This is a genomic window from Allobosea sp. CS1GBMeth4, assembly GCF_900185715.1.
Taxonomy (GTDB): domain Bacteria; phylum Pseudomonadota; class Alphaproteobacteria; order Rhizobiales; family Beijerinckiaceae; genus Allobosea.
Genome location: NZ_FYAS01000022.1, coordinates 96,874 through 119,406 on the forward strand (window position 1 = coordinate 96,874; position 22,533 = coordinate 119,406).

The 22,533-nt window shown below is 68.8% G+C and carries 23 protein-coding genes and 1 tRNA gene; 12 read left to right on the top strand and 12 right to left on the bottom strand.

Translation table 11 applies throughout. The annotated features are described in order from the left end of the window. Positions 1–18 precede the first annotated feature (18 nt). The 4 genes from CS1GBM4_RS24770 to CS1GBM4_RS13520 form a co-directional block, all read right to left on the bottom strand. A complete protein-coding gene (locus CS1GBM4_RS24770) occupies positions 19–648 on the bottom strand; it encodes a cold shock domain-containing protein (protein WP_186419244.1) in 630 nt (209 codons plus the stop codon). Positions 649–826: 178 nt separating this feature from the next. Continuing rightward, complete coding sequence (locus CS1GBM4_RS13510) at positions 827–1,546, bottom strand: carbonic anhydrase (RefSeq protein WP_186419245.1); 720 nt, start codon at positions 1,544–1,546, stop codon at positions 827–829. 70 nt (positions 1,547–1,616) lie between these two features. Next, positions 1,617–1,934, bottom strand: a complete 318-nt coding sequence (locus CS1GBM4_RS13515) for a DUF167 family protein (RefSeq protein WP_186419278.1) — start codon at positions 1,932–1,934, stop codon at positions 1,617–1,619. Positions 1,935–1,936: 2 nt separating this feature from the next. Beyond that, positions 1,937–2,227: a YggT family protein gene (locus tag CS1GBM4_RS13520; RefSeq protein WP_186419246.1), complete on the bottom strand. Its 291-nt coding sequence runs from the start codon at positions 2,225–2,227 to the stop codon at positions 1,937–1,939. A 108-nt stretch (positions 2,228–2,335) separates the two neighbouring features. On the opposite strand from CS1GBM4_RS13520, the gene CS1GBM4_RS13525 reads away from it, so the two are divergent. Next, positions 2,336–2,411: transfer RNA gene (locus CS1GBM4_RS13525), tRNA-Ala, on the top strand. 186 nt (positions 2,412–2,597) lie between these two features. Here the strand turns inward: CS1GBM4_RS13525 and CS1GBM4_RS13530 are convergent. Then, positions 2,598–3,053, bottom strand: a complete 456-nt coding sequence (locus CS1GBM4_RS13530; protein WP_186419247.1) for a hypothetical protein — start codon at positions 3,051–3,053, stop codon at positions 2,598–2,600. A gap of 188 nt (positions 3,054–3,241) precedes the next feature. On the opposite strand from CS1GBM4_RS13530, the gene CS1GBM4_RS13535 reads away from it, so the two are divergent. Continuing rightward, positions 3,242–3,442 carry a hypothetical protein gene (locus CS1GBM4_RS13535; protein WP_186419248.1) on the top strand — a complete coding sequence of 67 codons (201 nt, stop codon included), beginning with the start codon at positions 3,242–3,244 and terminating at the stop codon, positions 3,440–3,442. A 194-nt stretch (positions 3,443–3,636) separates the two neighbouring features. Further along, on the top strand, positions 3,637–4,281 hold the full coding sequence (locus tag CS1GBM4_RS13540; RefSeq protein ID WP_186419249.1) for a hypothetical protein: 645 nt from the start codon (positions 3,637–3,639) through the stop codon (positions 4,279–4,281). Between the two features lie 10 nt (positions 4,282–4,291). Here CS1GBM4_RS13540 and CS1GBM4_RS13545 read toward each other — a convergent pair whose 3' ends face one another. From CS1GBM4_RS13545 to CS1GBM4_RS13575, 7 genes are all read right to left on the bottom strand, one after another. Continuing rightward, positions 4,292–4,570, bottom strand: coding sequence for a hypothetical protein (locus tag CS1GBM4_RS13545; RefSeq protein WP_186419250.1), 279 nt, complete (start codon positions 4,568–4,570; stop codon positions 4,292–4,294). Positions 4,571–4,714: 144 nt separating this feature from the next. Then, positions 4,715–5,467 carry a hypothetical protein gene (locus CS1GBM4_RS13550; RefSeq protein WP_244607221.1) on the bottom strand — a complete coding sequence of 251 codons (753 nt, stop codon included), beginning with the start codon at positions 5,465–5,467 and terminating at the stop codon, positions 4,715–4,717. Then, positions 5,464–6,267, bottom strand: a complete 804-nt coding sequence (gene iolB, locus CS1GBM4_RS13555) for a 5-deoxy-glucuronate isomerase (RefSeq protein WP_186419252.1) — start codon at positions 6,265–6,267, stop codon at positions 5,464–5,466. The genes CS1GBM4_RS13550 and iolB overlap by 4 nt, the downstream gene beginning before the upstream one ends. Before the next feature lie 82 nt (positions 6,268–6,349). Further along, positions 6,350–7,249 carry a myo-inosose-2 dehydratase gene (iolE, locus tag CS1GBM4_RS13560; RefSeq protein ID WP_186419253.1) on the bottom strand — a complete coding sequence of 300 codons (900 nt, stop codon included), beginning with the start codon at positions 7,247–7,249 and terminating at the stop codon, positions 6,350–6,352. A gap of 143 nt (positions 7,250–7,392) precedes the next feature. Next, on the bottom strand, positions 7,393–9,234 hold the full coding sequence (gene iolD / locus CS1GBM4_RS13565; RefSeq protein ID WP_186419254.1) for a 3D-(3,5/4)-trihydroxycyclohexane-1,2-dione acylhydrolase (decyclizing): 1,842 nt from the start codon (positions 9,232–9,234) through the stop codon (positions 7,393–7,395). Between the two features lie 11 nt (positions 9,235–9,245). After that, positions 9,246–11,147 (bottom strand): 5-dehydro-2-deoxygluconokinase, encoded by a 1,902-nt coding sequence (gene iolC, locus CS1GBM4_RS13570; protein WP_186419255.1) that lies wholly within the window; start codon positions 11,145–11,147, stop codon positions 9,246–9,248. Further along, a complete protein-coding gene (locus CS1GBM4_RS13575; RefSeq protein ID WP_244607222.1) occupies positions 11,140–11,988 on the bottom strand; it encodes a MurR/RpiR family transcriptional regulator in 849 nt (282 codons plus the stop codon). Before CS1GBM4_RS13575 ends, iolC begins: the two co-directional genes overlap by 8 nt. 121 nt (positions 11,989–12,109) lie before the next feature. On the opposite strand from CS1GBM4_RS13575, the gene CS1GBM4_RS13580 reads away from it, so the two are divergent. The 9 genes from CS1GBM4_RS13580 to CS1GBM4_RS13620 all read left to right on the top strand — a co-directional run bounded on the left by CS1GBM4_RS13580 (position 12,110) and on the right by CS1GBM4_RS13620 (position 22,533). Then, the gene (locus tag CS1GBM4_RS13580) at positions 12,110–12,910 is read left to right on the top strand and encodes an SDR family oxidoreductase (RefSeq protein WP_244607223.1); all 801 of its coding nucleotides are present in this window, start codon (positions 12,110–12,112) and stop codon (positions 12,908–12,910) included. A gap of 34 nt (positions 12,911–12,944) precedes the next feature. Then, positions 12,945–13,946, top strand: coding sequence for an inositol 2-dehydrogenase (gene iolG, locus CS1GBM4_RS13585; RefSeq protein WP_186419257.1), 1,002 nt, complete (start codon positions 12,945–12,947; stop codon positions 13,944–13,946). After that, a complete protein-coding gene (locus tag CS1GBM4_RS13590) occupies positions 13,946–14,746 on the top strand; it encodes an inositol monophosphatase (RefSeq protein WP_186419258.1) in 801 nt (266 codons plus the stop codon). Before iolG ends, CS1GBM4_RS13590 begins: the two co-directional genes overlap by 1 nt. A 67-nt stretch (positions 14,747–14,813) precedes the next feature. After that, complete coding sequence (locus tag CS1GBM4_RS13595) at positions 14,814–15,854, top strand: ABC transporter substrate-binding protein (RefSeq protein WP_186419259.1); 1,041 nt, start codon at positions 14,814–14,816, stop codon at positions 15,852–15,854. 44 nt (positions 15,855–15,898) lie between these two features. Beyond that, positions 15,899–18,082: an iron ABC transporter permease gene (locus tag CS1GBM4_RS13600; RefSeq protein WP_186419260.1), complete on the top strand. Its 2,184-nt coding sequence runs from the start codon at positions 15,899–15,901 to the stop codon at positions 18,080–18,082. A gap of 15 nt (positions 18,083–18,097) precedes the next feature. Continuing rightward, positions 18,098–19,159 carry an ABC transporter ATP-binding protein gene (locus CS1GBM4_RS13605; protein ID WP_186419261.1) on the top strand — a complete coding sequence of 354 codons (1,062 nt, stop codon included), beginning with the start codon at positions 18,098–18,100 and terminating at the stop codon, positions 19,157–19,159. 122 nt (positions 19,160–19,281) lie between these two features. Beyond that, positions 19,282–19,866 carry an ANTAR domain-containing protein gene (locus CS1GBM4_RS13610; RefSeq protein ID WP_186419262.1) on the top strand — a complete coding sequence of 195 codons (585 nt, stop codon included), beginning with the start codon at positions 19,282–19,284 and terminating at the stop codon, positions 19,864–19,866. Further along, positions 19,863–20,909 carry a CmpA/NrtA family ABC transporter substrate-binding protein gene (locus CS1GBM4_RS13615; protein WP_186419263.1) on the top strand — a complete coding sequence of 349 codons (1,047 nt, stop codon included), beginning with the start codon at positions 19,863–19,865 and terminating at the stop codon, positions 20,907–20,909. The genes CS1GBM4_RS13610 and CS1GBM4_RS13615 overlap by 4 nt, the downstream gene beginning before the upstream one ends. Positions 20,910–21,213: 304 nt before the next feature. Next, positions 21,214–22,533: a CmpA/NrtA family ABC transporter substrate-binding protein gene (locus CS1GBM4_RS13620; protein ID WP_186419264.1), complete on the top strand. Its 1,320-nt coding sequence runs from the start codon at positions 21,214–21,216 to the stop codon at positions 22,531–22,533.

Genomic DNA, 22,533 nt, shown 5'->3' on the forward strand with positions numbered 1-22,533 from the left:
CCGCCGGCGATCAGCCTCTCAGAGGAAGCTGATGTTCGCGGCCTCGGGGCCCTTCTTGCCGGCGCGGATCGAGAAGCGCACGCGCTGCCCGTCCATCGGCGGCTGCAGGCCGCTGCGGCTCAGCGACGAGACGTGCAGGAACACGTCCGGCCCGCCCTTGTCCGGGGCGATGAAGCCGAAGCCGCGATCGGTGTTGAAGAATTTCACCGCGCCGTCGAACGGCCCTTCCATCGGCGCGCTGGCGCCGCGGTCGAAGCCACCACGGTCGCCGCGGTCGTAACCGCCGCCACCGCCATAGCCGCCGCCGAAATCGTCGCGCGGGGGGCGCGGCGAGAACGGACGGCCGCCACCGCCGCCGGGGCCACGCGGCGCGGCCGGGGTCGCGGTCGAGGCATCGATCTCGTGAACGGACACGACCTGCAGGCCGCGCCGGCCTTCGCCGAGATCGCAGATGATGGTGGCACCGGGCTGCAGGTCCTGCGGATCCTGCGGGCCGATGGCCGAGATGTGGAGAAACACGTCGCCGGAACCGTCCGCCGGAGAGGCAAAGCCGAAGCCTTTCTCCGGATCGAACCACTTGACCTTGGCTTCGATATTCTCGTGGGTGACGAAGGGCGCCGGGGCGGCGGGCTTACGACGATCGAACATGCAGCTTCAACGATAGTGACCGGGAGCGCGCAATCTAGCGCAAGCTTCCGGGTTCGTCATCGGGGCGGCGCAGCAAAAATTCGGGTCCGGCCAAAAGCTGCCAGATCGCGGATTCATACCCGGCGACCGCCGTTTCAAGCGGCGATTGCTTCAAAATTCACTCTTTCGGGACGAGGCGTCAACCTCCCCCTTCCGGCGCCGCCGGCGAGCAGCGGATCATCTGCACCTTCTTCGGCATCTCGCCGACGGCCGGCACGAACTGCCCGCTCTGCGGGTCGAGCAGCATCAGCTCGCCAGTCGCCACCGCGAAATAGGCGCCGTGCAGATGCAGCCGGCCCTTGCCCTCGAGGATGTTGATGCAGGGGAAGGTGCGCAGATTGGCGAGCGATTGCTGGATCGAGAGCAGGGCGAGGCGCTCGACATAGCTCTCGAAACTCTCGTTGCGGCTGCGCCCGCCCGAGCGCCGCGCCGCCGGCTCGATCAGCGTGATCCATTTGCCGATGAAGTCGCCGGGCGAGAGCGGGCCCTGCGCATCGTCGGCGAAAGCGCGGACGCCGCCGCAGCGGCCATGGCCGAGCACCACGATATGCTCGACCTTCAGCGCCTGGACGCCGTATTCGAGCGCGGCCGAGGTGCCGTGCAGCTGGTCGTCCGGCGAGAAGGGCGGGACGAGATTGGCGACGTTGCGCACCACGAACATCTCGCCCGGGCTCGCATCGAAGATCACCTCGGGCGAGACGCGCGAATCGCAGCAGCCGATCAGCATGATCTTCGGCGTCTGCCCGGTCTCGGCGAGTTCCTCGTAGCGGCTCTTCTCGCGCGCGAAGCGATCGTCGAGGAAGGCGCGATAGCCTTCCGTCAGGCGCTGTGGAAACGGCTCGGGGCTTGGCTGGTCCATGGCCCATCTTGGGCCAGAACCCGGGGGCCTTCGTCAAGAGCGGACTTGGCGATTCTGCTGCGATGCAGCATCAGATCCCGCCGAGCCTGCCCTGCAATCGCGCCGCCAGGGTCCCGGCATCGCCGTGGATCAACACCCGCTTCAGGCGCGCGCTCGCACCTGCCGTCAGCGAGATCTGCGAGCGCGAGATCTGGAGTTCCCTGGCGAGGAGCGCGATCAGCGCCGCATTGGCCTCGCCGTCGCTGGGGGCGGCCCTGACCCGGGCCTTCAGCACCTGGCGGCCGTCGGCCAGGGTCTCGACGCCGTCGAGGCTGTCGCGCCCGCCGCGCGGCGTCAGGCGGACGGCGATCGCCAGGCCGTCGGATGTGACGGACCAGGCCGCCATGATGCCTAGAACACGTTGGGGTAGACGTAGCGGCTGATCACGCTCTGGATGAAGAAGATCACCAGCAGCAGGATGATCGGCGAGATGTCGATGCCGCCGAGATTGGGCAGCATGTTCCGGATCGGCCGCAGTGCCGGCTCGGTGATTCGATAGAGGAAGTCCCACACCATCGAGACGAACTGGTTGCGGGTGTTGACGACGTTGAAGGCGATCAGCCAGCTCAGCACGGCCGAGGCGATCAGCAGCCAGACATAGAGGTTCAGCGCCAGCATCACGACGTCGAGAACGGCACGCATCGAGCAGCATCTCCGAGAAGGCCGGGCGCTCCGACGAGAGCCCCCACAAAACTCCTGTCGCAAGCGATTGACAGAAGCGCGACGCAAGGCCTAGAAGGCCAGCGCCCTGGGGCTGTAGCTCAGATGGGAGAGCGCTGCAATCGCACTGCAGAGGTCAGGGGTTCGAATCCCCTCAGCTCCACCAGGCCCAACGCTAGAGCGTTGATCTCCCGAAAATTCGTCCGATCCGGCCGACGCGGCTTGTCGGCGGCGTGCGCCTTGCGGTCATGCTCGGCGCAGGTCCGCGATCACCTGCATCTGCTGCCGCAATCCCGGCAGGAGCTGGACCGGCGGACGGGGTGCGCCCGGCGTCCGGGCGCGCCGTGCCGCCTCAGCCCTTGAGCTTGGCGTTGCACTGGCTCCAGTAGCCGCCGCCCTTCTCGATCCACTTCAGCTCGCCATTGGCGTTGTTGGCCTTGTTGGCGTTGTACTGGTCGGCACAGGTCTTGAGGCGCGCGCGGCCTGCGGTCTCGTTGGAATATTTCGGCGAGACCGCCTTCGGGAAGACGGCTGGCCTGGCCTTGCCGGCGGGCTTGGCCGGCGTGGTCGCGGCCGGCGTCGCCGCCGGGGCGTCCGTCACCGCCGCCGCGGCGTCGTTCTCCGAGGCGTCGTCGTCGGCGCAGTTGGCCTTGCGGAAATCGTTCCACTTCTGGCCCTTCAGCGTGTTCGCCTTCTTGGCCTCCTGATATTTGGCGCTGCATTCCTTCATCGTCAGCGCCGATGCCGGCGCAGCCAGGAGCCCAGCGCTCATCAGAGCGAGAGCGGTGGAGAACAGAAGCGTCTTCATGAGCAGTCTCCCTGGGCGATGCGTCGAGCTCGCCGCGGCGAGCTTAACCAACGATCCGATTCTCTGCCATCGCCCTGCGGCAACTTCTGGGCTAGAGCCCGCTCCGGTCCGCTTGCACCGCAAGCGGATCGGAACGGGCTCCAAACGAAAAATGGCGGCCGTCACCGCAGCAACACGAAGGACATACGATGAAGATCGCCGCCGCCCTCGCAGCACTGGCCCTCGGCCTAGCCGCCTGCACGACGCTGGAGCAGCGCGTCAGCGGCGCCGCGGTCGGCGCCGGGACCGGGGCGGTCGTCGCCGGCCCGATCGGAGCCGTGGTCGGCGGCGCCGCCGGCGCGGTCAGCGCTCCCTCGGTGGTGCGCGCAACACGGCGCGCGACGCGTTAGAGCCCGTGCCGACCAGCCTGCACCGCAAGCTGGTCGGTCAAGCGGTCTCCAGACTGAAAATGAGAGGCGGATCCGATCAGATCGATTCAATCTGATCGGATCCGGTCTAGCTCCCACCTTTCTCGCCCGGCACGGAACCCTGTCGCCGTTCCCTCGTTTCGACCATGAAGCACCCGAGCCCATGGAGTCGAACGATGGACAACGACAAGCGCCTGCCGCCGGACGTCCCCGCCGAGGAAGACGGCGCGCGGGAAGGGATCGAGCGCGCGACGGGCGATGTCGCGGGCCGGGCCGCCGACCTCGCCAGCCGCACGGCCGAGACCGTCAGGGACGGCTATGGGCGGGCGAAGGAGAAACTCGCCGAGATCGATCCGCGCGACACGCTGCGTGAAGCCGGCCGCCACGCCCGCGAGACGGGCGAGGCCGCCGTCGAGACGGTCGAGCGCCATCCGCTCGCGGCCTTCGCGGTCGGCGCGCTCAGCGTCGGGCTGATCGCCTGGGCGTTCGCCCCGCGCCGCGCGAGCTGGCAGCCCGATACGTCAGGCTGGAGCCGCATGCTGCGCGACTATGGCGATCAGGCGCTCCGGGCCGGGCGCGACCTGGTCGGTACCGGGCGCGATCAGGTCGACCGCAGCCGGGACTATGTCGCGCGCAGCCAGGATTATCTCGACATGGGGCGCGACTATGCGCGCGAAGGCGGCCAGATGCTGATGCGCCGCGGCGAACGCGAGCCGCTCGCAGCGGTGATCGGCGTCGGTCTGGCGCTCTACCTGATCGGCTCGCTGCTCCGCACCGGCGAGCAGGAACAGCAGCCCGCCCGCCGGCGGACCAAGCGCTGAACTCCTTCGTTCAGACCGAGCGACGCGAGGCCTTCTCCGCCTGCCGGGCCGCCTGCTTCTCGGCCTCGCCGGCGCGCACGACGCTCCTGATCGCGAGCGGCGGCTTGCCGGATCTCTCGGCGATGACGCGATCCTGTTCCTGGATCGCGTCGAGCGCCGGCTCGTCGCCGTCGATCCCGCCGAGCAGATCGCTGGGCACGCGCCGGTTGGAGCTGCGCGAGCCGTCCTCGTAGAACACGTCGAACAGCACATAGGCCGCGTCGAGCGGCTTTGACTTCTTGCGGGCCATGGCTCCGGTCCTGTCGGTTGGCGATCGCCCCGCCACGGCGCTGGCAGCGGGCTGGACGGTCGCGAAGCCGCCTGCGCGGCGGCGGAAATCGATGGCGCGAGGTAGCCCCGCCGGGGCGTCAAGGCAAGCGCGGCCTCGCCGCAGCTATCGCAGATGCAGCGTCTCGGCGATCTGCGAATCGAGCACGAGGTCGTCGCCGGCCGCCAACAGCCAGAGCCGGTCGGCCTGGAAGCGCAGGATGGGTCTTTCCCACCAGCGCCGGAGCATGGCTGCGAGCGCCGTCGCCTCGGCAACGTCGAGATCCTCGGTCAGGTTCCAGATCCCGACGACGTAGAGATCGCTCGTCGCTCGCCCGAGCATGCGCTGGATCAGGTGCAGCGCGTTCTGCCCGTCGCGGCGCTCGGGGTAGAGCCGCAGATAGAGGCGGCCGCGATTGACGTTGCCGGAGAACAGTCCGCGCAGCTCGAGCGTCACCGGCCCGAAGCGCGACAGCGCCTCCCGCGCCGCCGGATCGAGCGCAGGAGGCGCGCCGGTCGAGAGCGAGCCGCAAAGGGTGGCGTGCAGCTTCGCCTGCCGCCGGGCGACGAGCTCCCAGGCGATCTTCTCCGCGAACGGGGCCCGGCGCAGCTCCCGTTCCAGCTCGCGATAGGCCGGCGCCTCCGGCAGGCCGGGTGTCGGGATCACCAGCGAGTAGACCGGAGGGTGCCGGCCATTCTCGTAATGCGTGCCCTGCTTGCGCGCGATCGCCTTGGGATGGCCCGGATCGATCAGCGGCAGATGCGCCAGCCGGTAGCCTTCGTCGAGCGCCATGCCGGCGCCCGCGGCGAAGCTGGTCCGGCTCCTGAGATAGGCGAGGTCCTCGTCCCCGATCAACTCGGCTTGCCCGGCAATCGTCACGCCTTCAGCATCCACTCATGCGCGGGGTCGTTGTGGAATTTCCAGATCCTCTTCGGCCCGGCCATGACGTTGAGATAATAGAGCTCGTAGCCATGCGGCGCGCCGACGGGATGGTAGCCTCTCGGCACCAGCACGACGTCGCCATCGGCGAAGGCCATGGTTTCGTCGAGCGAGCGGTCGTCGGTATAGACCCTCTGGAAGCCGAAGCCCTGCGGCGGGTTGAGACGGTGGTAATAGGTCTCCTCCAGCAGCGATTCCGCCGGCAACCGGTCCTGATCGTGCTTGTGCGGCGGATAGCTCGACCAGCAGCCCGAGGGCGTGATCACCTCGACGACGAGGAGCCCGTCGGCAGGTTCGGTCTCGGGCAGGATGTTGCGGACATGACGGGTGTTGCTCCCCTCCCCGCGCGTCAGGCAGGCGACATCGCTCGGCGCGATCACACGAGCGGGCCGGGCCGCCGGCTTGCCCGGCGCCGAGCAGATCGCGAGCTCGCACGGGCCCTGCGCCGTGACGCTCCAGCTCGAGCCGGCCGGGACATAGAGCGACCAGGGATCGGGCTCGAAGGGCGAGGTCCGCCCGCCGATCACGCCGAAATCCCGCCCGCCGGCGCTGGCCGCGACCTTGCCCGAGAGCAGGACGAGGCAATGCTCCCTGTCCCCGGTCTGGCGCGCCAGGCTCTGCCCGCCGGTCAGCCTGTGCACGGCGAAGCCGACATGCTCCCAGCCGGCCGTCTCCGGCGTGACTTCGTGGATGCGCCCCTCGGCGTCGGGCGCCTGCCGCTTGACCAATAGTGTCGACATCACTGCTCCAGTCATCTCGCGCGGAACCTCTCCGTCGTTCCGGAGCGTTGCGTCGGCGACGCGCTCCGGAATGACGGGGAACTCAGGCGAGCCCGGCCTCCTTCAGGCTCTGCTTGAGATGGGCGACGCCCTTCCTGGCATAGGTCAGCGGATGGGCCTTCTCTGGATCCTGCTCGGCCTCGACCACGACCCAGCCGGAATAGCCCGGCAGTGCCTTGAACACGGCGGGGTAGTCGACCATGCCGTCGCCCGGCACGGTGTAGACGCCGAGCTCGCTGCCCTTGCCGAGGATGGCGTCGAGGAAGCTCCAGTCCTCGCGGCGCGCCTGCTCCATCACGCTCTTGCGCACGTCCTTGGCGTGGACATGGCTGATCCGGCTCCGGTAGCGCGCGGCGAGCTTGGCCGGATCGGCCCCACCCCAGGTGGCATGGCCGGTGTCGAGCAGCAGATGCGCCGCCTCTCCCGTCGCCGCCATGAAGGCGTCGATATCGGCCTCGCTCTCGACGATCGTGCCCATATGGTGATGGTAGACCAGCCGGACCCCCTCGGCGAGCGTACGCTCCGCCACCTGCGTGATCCTCCGGCCGAACTCGGCCCAATCGCCGGACGCCAGCACCGGGCGCTGCGACAGAGGCTTGCCGCGGTCGCCATGGATCGCGTTCGAGGTCTCGGCGAAGACCAGTACGGTCGATCCCATCGCCTTGAGCAGGTCGAGATGCGGGCGCAGGTGCGTCATCTCCTCGTCGGCACCGCGCCTCAGCAGCTCGGCCGAATACCAGCCGGAGATGCAGGCCATCCCGAAGGGCTCGAGCGCCTCCTTGAGCGCCTTCGGCTCGCGCGGGAATTTGTGGCCGAGCTCCATGCCGACGAAGCCGGCTTCCCGCGCCTCCGCCAGGCAGGTCTCGAGCGGCGTCGCGCCGCCGATCTCCTGCAGATCGTCGTTCGACCAGCCGATGGGGTTGGCGCCGATACGGATGGGCATGTCGAGGTCCATGAGGTTCAAGGTGTCGGTTTAGAGCAGAACCGTCATTGCGAGGAGCGCTAGCGACGAAGCAATCCAGGGGCGGCAGAGCTCCATGGCCCCCTGGCTTGTTTCGCTGCGCTCGCAATGGCGGGATTCATTCGTCACATATCGCGCGCGGCGAGCGCGCCGTCATAGCGCCTGCGCGCCGCCTTGACCTCGTCGCGAACGGAGACCTCCGGCACCGCGACGTCCCACCAGTGCCCGCCGGCATCGGTCGAGACCAGCGGGTCGGTGTCTATGACGATGACGCTGGTCCGATCATGGCCACGCGCCTCGGCGAGCGCGGATTCCAGCTCCGCCAGGCTTGCGACCTTCCTGGAGACCGCGCCCATCGAACCGGCATGCGCCGCGAAGTCGATCTCCGGCAGCACCTCATGGCGGGCATCGCGCAGCAGATTGTTGAAGGAGGCGCCGCCGGTCGCGTTCTGCAGCCGGTTGATGCAGCCGAAGCCGCGATTGTCGAGCACGACGATGATGAGCTTGACCCCGAGCATCACCGAAGTGGCGATCTCCGAATTCATCATCAGATAGGAGCCGTCGCCGACCATGACGATGACCTCGCGTGCCGGGTCGGCGAGCTTGGCCCCGAGCCCGCCGGCGATCTCGTAGCCCATGCAGGAATAGCCGTATTCCATATGGTAGCCGCCGGGGGCGCCGGCCTGCCAGAGCTTGTGCAATTCGCCCGGCAGGCCGCCGGCGGCGCAGAGCACGACATCGCTCGCCCCGCTCTGGCGCTGCACCGCGCCGATCACCTGAGCATCGCTCGGCAGCGCCTGGTTGCCGGCTGCGGTATAGCGCGCGGCGCCGGCGAGCCAGGCGTCGCGCGAGGCCTGCATCTGTGCCGTCCAGCCGGCCGGCGCCTTCCAGCCGGCGAGCCCGGCTTCCAGTTCGGCGAGGCCGGCCTTGGCGTCGGCCAGCAGAGGCTGCGCGCCGTGCTTGCCGGCATCGAATCCCTGCGTGTTGAGGCCGATGATCCGGCAGTCCGGCTCGGCGAAGAGCGCACGCGAGCCGGTGGTGAAATCCTGCAGGCGCGTGCCGATCGCGAGCACGACATCGGCGCTCTTCGCCGCCTCGTTGGCGGCGCCCGTGCCGGTGACGCCGATCGCGCCGAGATTGAGCGGATGGTCGTGCGGCAGCGCGCTCTTGCCGGCCTGCGTCTCGGCGCTCGGCACGCCGTGCGCGAGGCAGAAGCGGGCGAGCTCGCCCTCGGCCTCGCTGTAGAGCGCGCCGCCGCCGGTGACGACCAGCGGCCGCCGCGCGCCTTTCAGCAGCGCCACCGCCTGCGCCAGCTCCCGCTCGTCGGGACGCGTCCGGCGCGGCTGCCAGATCCGCTCGGCGAAGAAGCTCTCGGGATAGTCGCAGCCTTCCGTCTGCACATCCTGGCACAGCGCCAGCGTCACCGGCCCGCATTCCGACGGGTCGGTCAGGACCTGCATCGCCCGCTCGAAGGCAGGGACCAGCTGCTCCGGCCGGGTGATGCGGTCGAAATAGCGCGAAACAGGCCTGAAGCAGTCATTGGCCGAGACGGTGCCGTCGCCGAAATCCTCGATCTGCTGCAGCACCGGATCGGGCCGGCGGCCGGCGAAGACATCGCCCGGTAACAGCAACAGCGGCAGGCGATTGACGTGCGCGACCGCGGCCGCCGTCACCATATTGGTCGCGCCCGGGCCGATCGAGCTCGTCACCGCCATCATCCGGCGCCGGCGCGAGGCCTTGGCGAAGGCGATCGCCGCATGCGCCATCGCCTGCTCGTTATGGGCCCGCAGCGTCGGCAGGATGTCGCGGGCGCCGTGCAGCGCCTCGCCGAGGCCGGCGACGTTGCCATGGCCGAAGATCGCCCAGACGCCGGCGAAGAGCGGCAGCGTCCGGCCGCCGACCACCGTCTTCTGCGCCGCCACCGCCGCCACCAGCGCCTGCGCCATGGTCAGCCTGATCGTGCTCATAGCGTCTCTCCTCAGCGGCCTTGCCAGGCCTCGACCAGCCGGCCGAAGCGCTCGGCCATCATCGCCGTCGCGGCCTCGTCGTCGAGCGCACCCGCGAGCCAGCCGCGCGCCGCCTCGCCGAAGATCGTGCGCCCGACTGCGAAACCCTTCACCGTCTTCGCGGTCTGCGCCAGCCGGAAAGCGGCCTCCAGCTCCGGCAGCGGCGCGTCGAGCCCGAGCAGCACGACGCCGCGGCAATAGGGATCGTTCTCGGCGATCGCGGCATCGACCGCCGCCCAGGCGGCGGCGCTCGGCTGGCCCTCCAGCTTCCACCAATCCGGCTTGATGCCGATCGCGTAGAGCCGGCGCATGACGCTCGCCATGGTCTCGTCGCCGACCTCGCCGTTCTTCGAGCAGATGATCTCGACCAGGAGCTCGCGGCCGACCTGCCGGCAGGCCAGCGCGACGCGCCGCAGCACCGCCTCCTGCTCGCCCTTCAGCGCCGCGTCGTCGTCCGGATGGTAGAACGCCAGAACCTTGGCGACATGGTCGACCGGCCATTCGTTCAGCGCCACGCCGAGCGAGCCCTCCGCGTCGGTTTCGAGCCGGAGCGGCCGCGAGCCCGGCACCTCCAGCGGCCGTGCGATCCAGAAGCCGTGATCGCCGGCGCGGAACAGCGCCTCGCGGCCATGGCGCCCGTCGAGCAGCATGCCGAAGCCGGCGGCGCCCCTCGCGACCCGCGCCGCGGCGTCGACCGCGAGCCGCTTGAAGGCGGCGATGCGCGCGCGCGGCACGCCGGCCTCGTCCGCCATCGCCTCGATCTGGGCGCGATGGTCGATCGCGAGCGCCATCAGCGTTTCGGCCTGAGGCCGGCGCGTCGTCGCCCAATGGACATGGTTGAGCGCCACGTCATGGCGCAGCGCCCGGTGCGGCGAGCCCTGCCTCAGGAAGAACTGCAGCTCTGCGAAGGTCGGGCTCTCCGGCGAGCAGAGCAGGCGCGAGACGGCGAAGGCGCCGCAGGCATTGGCCCATGTGCAGCAGGTCTCGATCGGCTCGTCGCGCAGCCAGCCGCGCAGGAAGCCGGACATGAAGGCGTCCCCCGCGCCGAGCACATTGTAGACCTCGACGGGGAAGCCCGGCCCCTTGATGCCGTCCTCGATTGAATCTGGGATGGCTCCAGGGAAAACCACGCACCCCATCGGCCCGCGCTTGCAGACGATCGTCGCCCGGCTCAGCGTGCGGATGGTGCGGATCGCGGCGAGCGTGTCCTCCGAGCCGCCAGCGGCATGCAGTTCCTCCTCGGTGCCGACGATCAGATCGCATTCCGGCAGGATCGCCTGGAGGTGCTGGGTGACGGTGTCGGAGCGGATATAGCGCTCCTCGCCCGCGGCATGCCCGGCGAGACCCCAGAGATTGGGCCGGTAGTCGACATCGAACACCACCTTGCGGCCGTGCTTGCGGGCGAGCGCGATCGCTTTCCGCTGCGCCTTCGCCGCGTTGGGAATCGCGAAATGCGTACCGGTGACGACCACCGCCCTCGCCGAGGCGATGAAGGCCTCGTCGATCTCGCTCTCGTCGAGCGCCGCATCGGCGCAATCGGCCCGGTAGAAGATCAGCGGGAAGGTCTTCTCGTCGCGCACGCCGAGGATGACCAGCGAGGTCAGGCGCCTGGGATCGACGACGACCCCTTTGGTCTCGACGCCCTCGCGCCGCAGCTGCTCCAGGATGAAGCGGCCCATCTGCTCGTCGCCGACGCGGGTGATCACCGCCGATTTCAGCCCGAGCCGCGCCGTGCCGATCGCGATATTGGTCGGGCAGCCGCCGACCGCCTTGGAGAAGCTCGCCATGTCCTCCAGCCGGCCGCCGATCTGCTGTCCGTAGAGGTCGACCGAGGAACGGCCGATCGAGATCAGGTCGAGCACGGGATCAGGCATCGTGGCGGGCTTTCTCGGCAGTGCCGACGGCGAGCGTCATGGCGAGCGCGAAGCTGGCCGACATCGAGCGGAAGGCGCCGTAATCGGCCTCCTCGACCTCCAGCCACAGGGAACAATGCTGGGCGAGCGGGCTGAGCGCGCCGTCGGTGATCGCCACCACTGGAATGCCCTTGCCATGGGCCTCGGCCGCCATCGCGACCGTCGCCGGCGTATAGGGCGCGCAGCTGACGGCGACGACGACGTCGCCCGCGCGCGCGATCGACGCCTGCTCGGGCCCGAGCGAGGCGACATTGTCGACCAGCACGGCCCGGATGCCGAGCTTGCCGAAGGCGTAGGCGAGATAGGACACGACCGGGAACATCCGGCGGGCGCCGATCAGGACGATGGTCCCGGCGCCGGCGAGCAGATCGGTCGCCATGTCGACGTCACGATACCGGATCGTCGACTGCAGCCGCGACAGCGAGCTGCGGCTGGCTTCGACGAAGCCGTCGAGCAGCACCTGCGCCATGTTCGGCCCGGCGGCGCCTTCATCGCGCAGCGCCGCCAGCCGCTCGCGATAATCGGGGATGTGCCGGCGCAGCCGCGAGCGGAAGAGCTGCTGCAGCTCGCTGAAGCCGGAATAGTCGAGCGCCTGGGCGAAGCGCACCAGGGTCGAAGCCTGCACCCCGGCCTGCTGCGCCACCTGCGCCGCGGTGTTCAGCGCCATGTCGTCGGGATTGGCGAGTGCGTAGTCGGCGACCTGCCGCAACCGCTTCGGCAGGCTCGGCCCGCGCTCGCGCAGGAGGGCGACGAAACCGTCGAAATCGCCCCGTGGCGGATCCTGCTGCACTGGCGACGTCATCGGGAACAGGGGCTCTCGCGGCCTTGACTTGCGCCGGGAGAGAATGGAATGTTTGTTCTATTAGTCAAGCGCAATAAAAATAATGTGCCATTACGGCAATGGGCATGGGGAGGGGCAGGCAGTGCCGCAGCCAACCGACTTCCGTCGCGAACTCGACGGCAAGGTCGCCATCGTCACCGGCGGCAGCCAGGGCCTGGGCGAGGCGATCGCGCGCGAATTCGCCGCGCGCGGCGCTGCCGGCCTCGTCCTCACCGGCCGCAACCGCGAGCGCGGCGAAGCCGTCGCCGCCAGCCTGGAGGCGCGGGGTTGTAGAGCCCTCTTCCACGCCGCCGACCTCGCCGACCTCGAGGCGGTCCGCCGGATCGTGCCGGCCGCCGAGCAGGCCTTCGGCCGGCTCGACATCCTCGTCAACGCCGCCGGCGACACCGACCGCGGCACGATCTTCGACACCACTCCCGAACTCTACGCCCGCATCATGGCGGTCAACCTGACCGCCCCCTTCTTCCTGATCCAGGATTCCGCGACCCTGATGCGCCGGCAGGGCATCCACGGCGCCATCGTCAACATCCAATCGATGTCGGCCCATGGCGGCCAGCCCTTCCTCGCCGCCTACAGCGTCTCGAAGGGCGCGCTTGCGACGCTGACGAAGAACGCCGCCTATGGGCTCCTCGGCGACCGGATCCGCGTCAACGGCCTCAATATCGGCTGGATGGCGACACCCGGCGAGGACGCGATCATGCGCCGGCGCCATGGTGCGCAGGACGGCTGGCTGGAGAAGGCCGAGGCCGGCCGGCCCTTCGGCCGGCTGATCGACCCGCGCGAGGTCGCCAAGGCCGTCGCCTATCTCGCCTCGGACGAATCGGGGTTGATGACCGGCGCCAATGTCGATTTCGACCAGACCATTCTCGGCGCGCACGACTGACGCGCCGCAGCACTCGAACCGCGGGACCACGGACGTGATGAGATTTGGATTGCTGGGCGCCGGCCGGATCGGGCGCATTCACGGGCTCAACGTCGCGGCGCGCTCCGACGCGCAGCTGGTCGCGCTCTCCGATGCCTCCGCGGACGCCGCCGCTTCGCTCGCCCAGGCCTCCGGCGCCAAGGTCGCGAGCACCGAGGCGATCCTGTCTGATGGCGCCATCGACGCCGTGGTGATCTGCACGCCGACCGACACCCATGCCGACCTGATCGAGGCCGCCGTCTCGGCCGGCAAGGCCGTGTTCTGCGAGAAGCCGGTCGATCTCGACGCCGGCCGCATCCGCCGCTGCCTCGCGCTGGTGGCGAAGTCGGGCCGGCCGCTGATGATCGGCTTCAACCGCCGCTTCGACCCGAATTTCGCGGCGCTGGAAAAGCGCCTGCGTCAGGGCGAAGCCGGAGAGGTCGAGATCGTCAGCGTGATCTCGCGCGACCCCGGCCCGCCGCCGGTCGAATACGTCAGGCGCTCGGGCGGACTGTTTCGTGACATGATGATTCATGATTTCGACATGGCCCGCTTCCTCCTCGCCGAGGAGCCGGTCGAGGTCTTCGCGCTCGGCTCCTCGCTGGTCGACCCGGCGATCGGCGGGGCCGGCGACGTCGACACCGCCGCCGTGCTGATGCGCACTGCCAGCGGACGCATCGCCCAGATCTCGAATTCGCGCCGCGCCACCTATGGCTACGACCAGCGCATCGAGGTCCACGGCTCCCGGGGCATGCTGCGCGCCGGCAATATCCACGAGACCACGGTGGAGATCGCGACCGGAGCCGGCTTCCGCGCCGATCCGGTGCAGAACTTCTTCCTCGAACGCTATGCCGCGGCCTATCGCGCCGAGCTGGACGCCTTCATCGCCGCCTGCCGCGACAGGCGCGCGCCCTCCCCGTCCGGCCTCGACGGGCTGAAGGCTCAGATCCTCGCCGACGCCGCGACCGAATCGCGCCGCACCGGCCAGCCGGTTTCCGTCTCGCTCGAGGCGCTGTGATGACGCCCGCCGAACTCGAGCTGCGCGAATATGCCGTGCTCGGCCTCGTCGCGGAGGCCAGCGACCTCGCGCTCCGCCATTTCCGCCACAGGGACAGCCTCGGCATCAGCATGAAGGGCGCCCAGGACTGGCTCACCGTCGCCGACGGCGCCGTCGAGGCCTTCCTGCGCGAACGCCTCGCGGTCCTGTTCCCGAGCGATGCCGTGATCGGCGAGGAGGGCGGCGGTGAAGCGGCCGACGCCGTCTGGATCATCGATCCGATCGACGGCACCTCGAATTTCGCCCGCGGCGACCGGATCTGGTGCATCTCGATCGGCCTCCTGCTGAACGGCGTGCCGGAGATCGGCATCGTCTCGGCTCCGGCGCTGGGCGAGGTCTATCTCGGCCGCCGCGGACACGGCGCGACCCTGAACGGAGAGCCGGTCAAGGTCTCCGATGCCACCGACATACGCCGGGCCACGGTCGAGTTCGGCTGGTCGACCCGCATTCCGCCCGAGGATTATCTCGCCCTGGTCGGCCGCGGCTTCGCCGCCGGCGCCTCGGTCAAGCGCTCGGGCTCCGGGGCGCTCGGGCTCTGCCATGTCGCCTGCGGCCGCAGCGACGCCTATGCCGAACTGCACATTAATTCCTGGGACGTCGCCGCCGGTCTGGTGATCGCGGCCGAGGCCGGCGCGCATATCAGCGACTTCTTCGACAGCAACGCGATCGAGGCCGGCAATCCGGTCCTGTGCTGCACCCCGGAGCTGCAAGGCGAACTGGAGCGGATCACCGGAATAGTAAGCCGGCACAAGGATCGTTGATCTTTTCGAGCGAACGGTCACTATCGACCCAACAAGAACAAGTCAGAACATCCAACGGGAGGAAGACATGCTGTCATTGAACCGGCTTCGCGCCGGACTGTTCGCGGCCGCAGCCACCGGCGCGGCCTTCGCCGCCGTTCCGGCACAGGCCCAGGGCTCGCTCGTTCTCTATTGCGGCGTCCAGGAGGAATGGTGCCGCGCCATGAGTGGCGCCTTCGAGAAGGAGACCGGGATCAAGGTCGCGATGACCCGCAAATCCTCGGGCGAGATCTATGCCCAGGTGAAGGCCGAGGCCTCGAACCCGCGCGGCGACGTCTGGTGGGGCGGCACCGGCGACCCGCACCTGCAGGCGGCCGAGGAAGGGCTGACGCTGGAGTATGAATCGCCGGCGAACAAGGATCTCCATCCCTGGGCGATCTCGCAATGGAACGCCGCCAAGAAGCGTTCGATCGGCATCTATGCCGGCGCGCTCGGCTTCGGCTTCAACACGCAGCAGATCAAGGCGAAGGGCCTCGCCGAGCCGAAATGCTGGGCCGATCTGCTCGACGCCAAGCTGAAGGACGACGTCCAGGTCGCCGATCCCAACTCCTCGGGCACCGCCTATACGCTGCTCGCGACCGTGGTACAGCTGATGGGCGAGGACAAGGGCTTCGACTATCTCAAGGCCCTGCACAAGAACATCAGCCAGTACACCAAGTCGGGTGCCGCCCCGGCCAAGGCCGCCAGCCTCGGCGAGGCGGCGGTCGGCATCGTCTTCATCCACGATGCCGTCGTCTTCGCGGTGCAGGGCGACCCGATCAAGCCCGTCGCCCCCTGCGAGGGCACCGGTTACGAGATCGGCTCGATGTCGATCGTCAAGGGCGCGCGCAATCTCGACAACGCCAAGAAGTTCTACGACTGGGCGCTCTCACCTGCCGCCCAGGCGCTCGGCGCCCCAGCCAAGTCCTATCAGGTACCCTCGAACAGGAATGCCCCGGTTCCCGCCCAGGCCCCGAAGATGGATCAGGTCAAGCTGATCAACTACGACTTCGTCAAATACGGCTCCTCGGCCGAGCGCACCCGGCTGCTGAGCAAATGGGACAAGGAGGTCAAGGCGCTGCCGAAGTGAGCCCAGGCTGATCGCGGACATCGAAGACGAAGAGGCGAGCGACGATGCGTCCCGCGACGAGGCTTGCGCTGCTGGCCGGCTGGCTCGGCTATGCGCTCATCCCCTGGTACCTGCCCGACGGGATGAGCCTCGCCGGCTACCCGTTCGGCAAGAGCGGCACGGCGCTGGCGCTCGTGCTCTCGGGAGCGGCGCCCTGGCTCCTGCCGGTCGGCGTCACCCTCGCCGCGGCCAGCCTGCTCAGCCTCCGCCAGGAGAATGCCGCGACCGGCAGGCTCCTGGCCTGGATCGGTTTCGCCGGCCTCGTCCTCTTCTTCGCCCAGGGCTTCGCCGTCACGCTCAAGGATCAGGGCATGCCGGCGCTGGCCGCCCTGCTCGGTGGCGCCGGCGCGGCCCAGCCCGGCATGGGCTTCGGCGCGCTGATCACGCTGGTCTCGCTCCTGCTGCTGCTCTGCCACGGCCTCGCCTATCGCGGCCTGTGCCGCGGCGACGTCTTCACCACCTCCTCGATCGGCATCGTCGTCATGCTGATCGCGCTCTTCATCTTCCTGCCGGTCTCGACCATCCTGAAGAGCGCGCTGGTCGATGCGAGCGGCGCGCTGGTTCTCGGCGAATTCGTCGAGCGCTTTTTCAGCCCGACGATCTGGGGGTTGGGCTGCCTCACCGCCAACACCAATTGCGGCGTCGCCTGGAACACGCTGATCCTCGCCGTGCTCACCGGCGTCGTCACCACGTTGCTCGGCCTCGCCTGCGCGCTGCTGATTCTGCGCACCGGCATGCCGGGCAAGCGGGCGATGCGCCTGCTCACCGTGCTGCCGATCATCACGCCGCCCTTCGTCATCGGCCTGGCGCTGATCCTGCTCTTCGGCCGCTCCGGGCTGTTCTCGACCCTGATGTTCGACTGGTTCGGCGTGCCGCGCTCGCGCTGGATCTACGGGCTGCCCGGCGTGCTGCTCGCGCAGGTGCTCGCCTTCGCCCCGATCGCCTTCCTCGTCCTGATCGGCGTCGTCCAGGGCATCGCGCCGAGCCTGGAGGAAGCCTCGCAGACGCTCGGCGCCAAGCGCTGGACCACCTTCCGGACCGTGACCTGGCCCCTGCTGCGGCCCGGCCTCGCCAACGCCTTCCTGCTCGGCTTCGTCGAGAGCATGGCCGATTTCGGCAACCCGCTGGTGCTCGGCGGCAATTTCGAGGTGCTCTCGACCAAGATCTTCTTCGCGGTGGTCGGCGCCGCGCACAACCAGGGCCAGGCGGCGGTCCTCGCCATCGTCCTGCTCGGCTTCACCCTCGCCGCCTTCTGGGCCCAGCAGCGCTGGCTCGGCAGCAGGTCCTACACGACCGTCACCGGCAAGGGCGATTCCGGCTTGCCGACGCCGCTGCCGCGCCGGATCACCTGGATATCCGCCCTCGTCATCGGGCCCTGGGTGGCGCTCACCGCGATCATCTACTTCGTCATCCTGATGGGCGGCTTCGTGAAGACGATGGGCCGCGATCACACCCCGACTCTGCAGCACTACATCACCGGCTTCTCGATCGATTTCAGCCGCGGGCTCTATTTCGACGGCTCGGCCTGGCCGTCCTTCTTCACCACGCTGAAGCTCGCGGCGATTTCGGCGCCGCTGACCGCGCTGATCGGCCTGCTCACCGCCTATCTGCTGACGCGCCAGCGCTTCGCCGGGCGCGGCGCGCTCGAATTCGCGACCATGCTGAGCTTCGCCATTCCCGGCACCGTGCTCGGCGTCGCCTATATCCTCGCCTTCAACGTGCCGCCGGTCGAGATCACGGGCACCGGGCTGATCCTCGTCATCGCCTTCGTCTTCCGCAACATGCCGGTCGGCGTGCGCTCCGGCATCGCCGGGCTGTCGCAGATCGACAAGAGCCTGGACGAGGCCTCGGCCACGCTCTCGGCCCGCAGCTTCACCACGCTCTGGCGGGTGGTGCTGCCGCTGCTGCGCCCTGCTCTCGTCGCCGCGCTGGTCTACAGCTTCGTGCGCAGCATGACGACGGTCAGCGCCGTGATCTTCCTGGTCTCGGCCGAGTACAATCTCGCCACCGCCTATATCGTCGGCCGCGTCGAGGCCGGCGAGTTCGGCCTCGCCATCGCCTATTCCTCGGTCCTGATCGTGGTGATGGCGCTCGGCATCAGCCTGATCCAGCTCGGCGTCGGCGAGCGCAAGCTCGGCCGGCGCGGCACGCCCGCCCTCGCCGCCTCCGCCGCCGAGCCGATCAAGTAAGGATACGTCGCAGCCATGCCCAAGGCCGGCCCCGCCTCCGTCGAGTTCCGCAATGTCAGCATGCGCTATGGCGCGGTGACGGCGGTCGACAATGTCAGCTTCGCGATCGAGGCCGGCAAGCTGGTGACGCTGCTCGGCCCCTCGGGCTGCGGCAAGACCACGACGCTGCGCATGATCGCCGGGCTGGAGATCGCCAGCGAGGGGGCGATCCTGATCGGCGGCAAGGACGTCACCCGGCTGTCCGCCGCCGACCGCGACGTCAGCATGGTCTTCCAGTCCTATGCGCTGTTCCCGCATATGAACGTGCTCGACAACGCCGCCTACGGCCCGACGGTGAAGGGCCTGCCGAGGGCCAAGGCCCAGGAGATGGCGCTGGAGAAGCTGGCGCTGGTCGGCCTCAAGGGCTTCGAGAAGCGCTATCCCTCGGAGCTCTCCGGCGGCCAGCAGCAGCGCGTCGCCGTCGCCCGCGCCCTCGTGCTGGAGCCGCAGGTGCTGCTCTTCGACGAGCCGCTGTCCAATCTCGACGCCAAACTGCGCCGGCGCGTCCGCGAGGAGATCCGCGAGCTGCAGCAGGCGCTCAACCTCACCGTCGCCTATGTCACGCACGACCAGGAGGAGGCGCTCGCCGTCTCCGACCGCATCATCGTGATGTCGAACGCCCGCATCGCCCAGCAGGGCACGCCGCGCCAGCTCTACGAGGAACCGGCCGACGCCTTCGTCGCCGACTTCATCGGCGACGCCAACATGGTCGGTGTGACGGTGAAAGCGGTGGCGGACGGCCGGGCGGAAGTCGCGATCGGGCCGGCGAGCGTTTCCCTGCCGGCACGTGGCCTGCGGCCGGGGCCGGCCAAGGCGGCGATCAGGCCGGAGAGCCTGCTGGTCTCGCGCCGCGAGAGCCAGGGCAGCCTGCCCGGAAGCGTCCGCAAATGCGCCTATCTCGGCAACCATCTCGACCTGATGATCGAGACCGCCGTCGGCGAGCTGTTCGTCATCAGCCATGACGTCGACGATATGCTGGCGCCCGGCACGCCGGTCTGGCTCTCCTTCGCCAATGCGGGCGTGATCCTGGTGCCTTGACGCCTGGCAGCCCGGCGCCGCCGATAGCCGGGCCGGAGCCTTGAGGCCTCGATATTCCGGGCTTGCCTCGAAACTGGCGTGATTCCTGCTTCCTCTGACGCGACACATCGCGTTCCGGAATCATGACCCCCGACATCAAGATCCTGGTTGTGGATGCGAACCCGATCCGGGCCGCCATCATCGAAGAAGGGCTTCGGGAGGCGGGCTCGAACGCCATCGTCCGGATCAGCGGGACGAGCGGCCTCGTCGCGGCCATCGAACAGCACGATCCCGACGTCGTCGTCATCGACCTGGAGAATCCGAGCCGCGACGCGCTCGCCGACATGTTCCTCGTCAGCCGCCATGTGCGGCGGCCGATCACCATGTTCGTCGACCAGTCGGATGCCGCCCAGATCGAGGCGGCGGTCGAGGCCGGCGTCTCGGCCTATATCGTCGACGGCCTGAAGAAGGAGCGGATGAAGCCGATCCTGCAGACCTGCATCAGCCGCTTCAACGCCTTCAGGAAGTTGCGCGAGGAGCTCGACGAAATCCGCTCCCAGCTCGACGACCGCAAGCTCATCGACCGAGCCAAGGGCATCGTCATGCGCCTGAAGGGGCTGAGCGAGGACGACGCCTACACCCTGATGCGCCGCACCGCGATGAACGAGAAGCGCAAGCTCGCCGAGATCGCCCGCTCCATCATCACCGCCGCGGAGGTGCTGAAATGACCCTGCACCTGCGGATCGGCTTCCTGCCGCTGGTCGATGCGGCGCTGCTGGTCGCGGCGGCCGACACCGGCATCGCCGGCGCGCACGGGCTCGCGCTCGATCTGGTGCGCGACGTCTCCTGGTCGAACCTGCGCGACCGTCTGCATGTGCGCCTGCTCGACGCCGCGCATATGCTGGCGCCCGCAGCGATCGCCTCGACGCTCGGCATCGGCGGCGTCACCGCACCGATGGCGGCTCCGATCCTGCTCAACCTGAACGGCAACGCGCTCACCGTCTCGCTGCGGCGCTTCGAGGAATTGTCGCGGGCGGCCAAGGGCGACCTGGCGGATCCGTCGGTCTCGGCGCGGGCGCTCGCCACGCTCGTCTCGGCCCGCAAGGCGTCGGGCCTGCCGCCGCTCGTCTTCGCCGCCGTCTTCGGCTTCTCCTGCCATGCCTATCTGCTGCGCGACTGGATGGCGCTCGGAGGGGTTCGTCTCGGGGAGGATGTCCGGCTCGAGATCGTCCCGCCGGTCCGCACGGTCGAGGCGCTGGCGAGCGGAGAGGTCGACGGCTTCTGCGCCGGCGCGCCCTGGAACACGCTGGCGGTGGAGGCCGGCGTCGGGGCGATCCTGCACTGCGGCGTCGATCTCGTGCCGGATTGCCCGGAGAAGGTCCTGGCCTGGCGGGCCGACGACGTCGAGCACCGCAGCGAGGCCGTGGCGCGCCTGAACGCAGCCCTGATCGACGCCAGCCGCTGGGCCTCCGACGCGGCCAACCGGCCGGTGCTCGCCCGCCTGCTCGCTGCTCCTGCTCGTCTCGCCGCCCCGGCCGGGCTGATCGAAGCGATCCTGCGCGGCGACATCATCCAGGGCGGCGGACGGCCGCCCCGCCATGTCCCCTCCTATATCCGCTTCGATGCCGCGGCGATCCGTCCCGATCCGGCCCAGGCCGACGCTCTGCTCGCCGCCATGGCCCGCGCCGGGCAGATCACGGTCACGCCGGCCCTGACCGCGCAGGCGCGGGCGGTCTTCAGGCCTCTCATCCCGGAAGCAATCGACAGATGAATTTGTAGGCATGCCTACGGATTGGGCATATGCAGCGAATTTGTGCGATGCACAAACCCGGGGAAGTGCGGCCGATCACCTGCGAAGATCGACATAAGTCAAGGCAGGTCAAGGAGTTGAATTCAGGCAGGCGGTTGGCACGGTCCTTGTAAGGATCGTCCCGACCGCGGCCAATGCTGCCCGCGAGCAAGTTCGAAATCGGAACGCACAGCAACGCCGCTGTCGAAGGGAGCCCAACCGGGCGCTTTCGCGCGGCGTTTTCGTTTTCGCGGACACTCACCTGCCGTTCACGAGGAAGCGATCGATGACCGAGACTGCCAGGACCAAGGCCGCCACCCTTCGACTTCAGCCGAGCCGACGCGACTTCCTCAACCTGACCGGCGCGGCCGCCGTGGCGAGCGCGGCCAAGCTGGCGTTTCCGAGCGGGGCCTTCGCCCAGGCCGCCGGTCCCGAAGTCAAGGGCACGCGCCTCGGCTACATCGCCCTGACCGATGCGGCGCCGCTGATCATCGCCAAGGAGAAGGGCCTCTACGCCAAATACGGCCTGCCGGACATGGACATCGCCAAGCAGGCCTCCTGGGGTGCGACGCGCGACAACATGGCGCTCGGCTTCAAGAACAACGGCATCGATGGCGGCCACATCCTGCGGCCCAAGACGCATCTCTATTCCACCGGCAAGGTGATGCAGAACGGCCAGCCGCTGCCGATGTACACGCTGCTCAACCTGAATCAGGACGGGCAGGCGATCTCGGTCTCCAACGAATACAAGGACCTCAACGTCCAGAAGGACGCCTCCCCGCTGAAGCAGGCCTTCGAGCGCAAGAAGGCCGCCGGCAAGGAGCTGACGGCCGCCATGACCTTCCCGGGCGGCACGCACGACCTCTGGATCCGCTACTGGCTCGCCGCCGGCGGCATCGATCCCGACAGCGACATCAAGGTCATCGTGGTGCCGCCGCCGCAGATGGTGGCGAACATGAAGGTCGGCACCATGGACTGCTTCTGCGTCGGCGAGCCCTGGAACGAGCAGCTCGTCAATCAGAACATCGGCTACACCGCGCTCACCACCGGCGAGCTCTGGTTCCGCCATCCCGAGAAGATCCTCGGCATGCGCGCCGATTTCGTCGACGCCAACCCGAAGGCGACGCAGGCCATCCTGATGGCGGTCATGGAGGCCCAGCAATGGGCCGACAAGATGGAGAACCGCCAGGAGCTCGCCGAGATCGTCGGCAAGCGGCAATGGTTCAACGTTCCCGTCGCCGACATCAACAAGCGCCTCAAGGGCGACATCAATTACGGCAATGGCCGCCAGACCCAGGGCACCGATCTCTACATGAAGTTCTGGGGCGAAGGCGGCACCGTCTCCTATCCTTGGAAGAGTCACGACACCTGGTTCGTCACCGAGAACATCCGCTGGGGCAAGTTCGACACCGCGACCGACATCAAGGCGCTGGTGAACCGGACCAACCGCTCCGACCTCTGGTCCGAGGCCGCCAGGGCGCTCGGCGTCGCCAATGCGGTCAGCGGCGACTCGCGTGGGGTCGAGACCTTCTTCGACGGCGTGAAGTTCGATCCGGCGGCGCCGCTCGACTATCTCAAGGCACTGAAGATCAAGCGGGTGGCCTGA

Excerpts from the sequence above, each read along its gene's own strand:
- CS1GBM4_RS24770 (WP_186419244.1), bottom strand. The coding sequence starts at position 648 with ATGTTCGATCGTCGTAAGCCCGCCGCCCCGGCGCCCTTCGTCACCCAC.
- CS1GBM4_RS13510 (WP_186419245.1), bottom strand. The coding sequence starts at position 1,546 with ATGGACCAGCCAAGCCCCGAGCCGTTTCCACAGCGCCTGACGGAAGGC.
- CS1GBM4_RS13520 (WP_186419246.1), bottom strand. The coding sequence starts at position 2,227 with ATGCGTGCCGTTCTCGACGTCGTGATGCTGGCGCTGAACCTCTATGTC.
- CS1GBM4_RS13530 (WP_186419247.1), bottom strand. The coding sequence starts at position 3,053 with ATGAAGACGCTTCTGTTCTCCACCGCTCTCGCTCTGATGAGCGCTGGG.
- CS1GBM4_RS13535 (WP_186419248.1), top strand. The coding sequence starts at position 3,242 with ATGAAGATCGCCGCCGCCCTCGCAGCACTGGCCCTCGGCCTAGCCGCC.
- CS1GBM4_RS13540 (WP_186419249.1), top strand. The coding sequence starts at position 3,637 with ATGGACAACGACAAGCGCCTGCCGCCGGACGTCCCCGCCGAGGAAGAC.
- CS1GBM4_RS13545 (WP_186419250.1), bottom strand. The coding sequence starts at position 4,570 with ATGGCCCGCAAGAAGTCAAAGCCGCTCGACGCGGCCTATGTGCTGTTC.
- iolB (WP_186419252.1), bottom strand. The coding sequence starts at position 6,267 with ATGTCGACACTATTGGTCAAGCGGCAGGCGCCCGACGCCGAGGGGCGC.
- iolE (WP_186419253.1), bottom strand. The coding sequence starts at position 7,249 with ATGCCCATCCGTATCGGCGCCAACCCCATCGGCTGGTCGAACGACGAT.
- iolD (WP_186419254.1), bottom strand. The coding sequence starts at position 9,234 with ATGAGCACGATCAGGCTGACCATGGCGCAGGCGCTGGTGGCGGCGGTG.
- iolC (WP_186419255.1), bottom strand. The coding sequence starts at position 11,147 with ATGCCTGATCCCGTGCTCGACCTGATCTCGATCGGCCGTTCCTCGGTC.
- CS1GBM4_RS13575 (WP_244607222.1), bottom strand. The coding sequence starts at position 11,988 with ATGACGTCGCCAGTGCAGCAGGATCCGCCACGGGGCGATTTCGACGGT.
- CS1GBM4_RS13590 (WP_186419258.1), top strand. The coding sequence starts at position 13,946 with ATGACGCCCGCCGAACTCGAGCTGCGCGAATATGCCGTGCTCGGCCTC.
- CS1GBM4_RS13595 (WP_186419259.1), top strand. The coding sequence starts at position 14,814 with ATGCTGTCATTGAACCGGCTTCGCGCCGGACTGTTCGCGGCCGCAGCC.
- CS1GBM4_RS13600 (WP_186419260.1), top strand. The coding sequence starts at position 15,899 with ATGCGTCCCGCGACGAGGCTTGCGCTGCTGGCCGGCTGGCTCGGCTAT.
- CS1GBM4_RS13605 (WP_186419261.1), top strand. The coding sequence starts at position 18,098 with ATGCCCAAGGCCGGCCCCGCCTCCGTCGAGTTCCGCAATGTCAGCATG.
- CS1GBM4_RS13610 (WP_186419262.1), top strand. The coding sequence starts at position 19,282 with ATGACCCCCGACATCAAGATCCTGGTTGTGGATGCGAACCCGATCCGG.
- CS1GBM4_RS13615 (WP_186419263.1), top strand. The coding sequence starts at position 19,863 with ATGACCCTGCACCTGCGGATCGGCTTCCTGCCGCTGGTCGATGCGGCG.
- CS1GBM4_RS13620 (WP_186419264.1), top strand. The coding sequence starts at position 21,214 with ATGACCGAGACTGCCAGGACCAAGGCCGCCACCCTTCGACTTCAGCCG.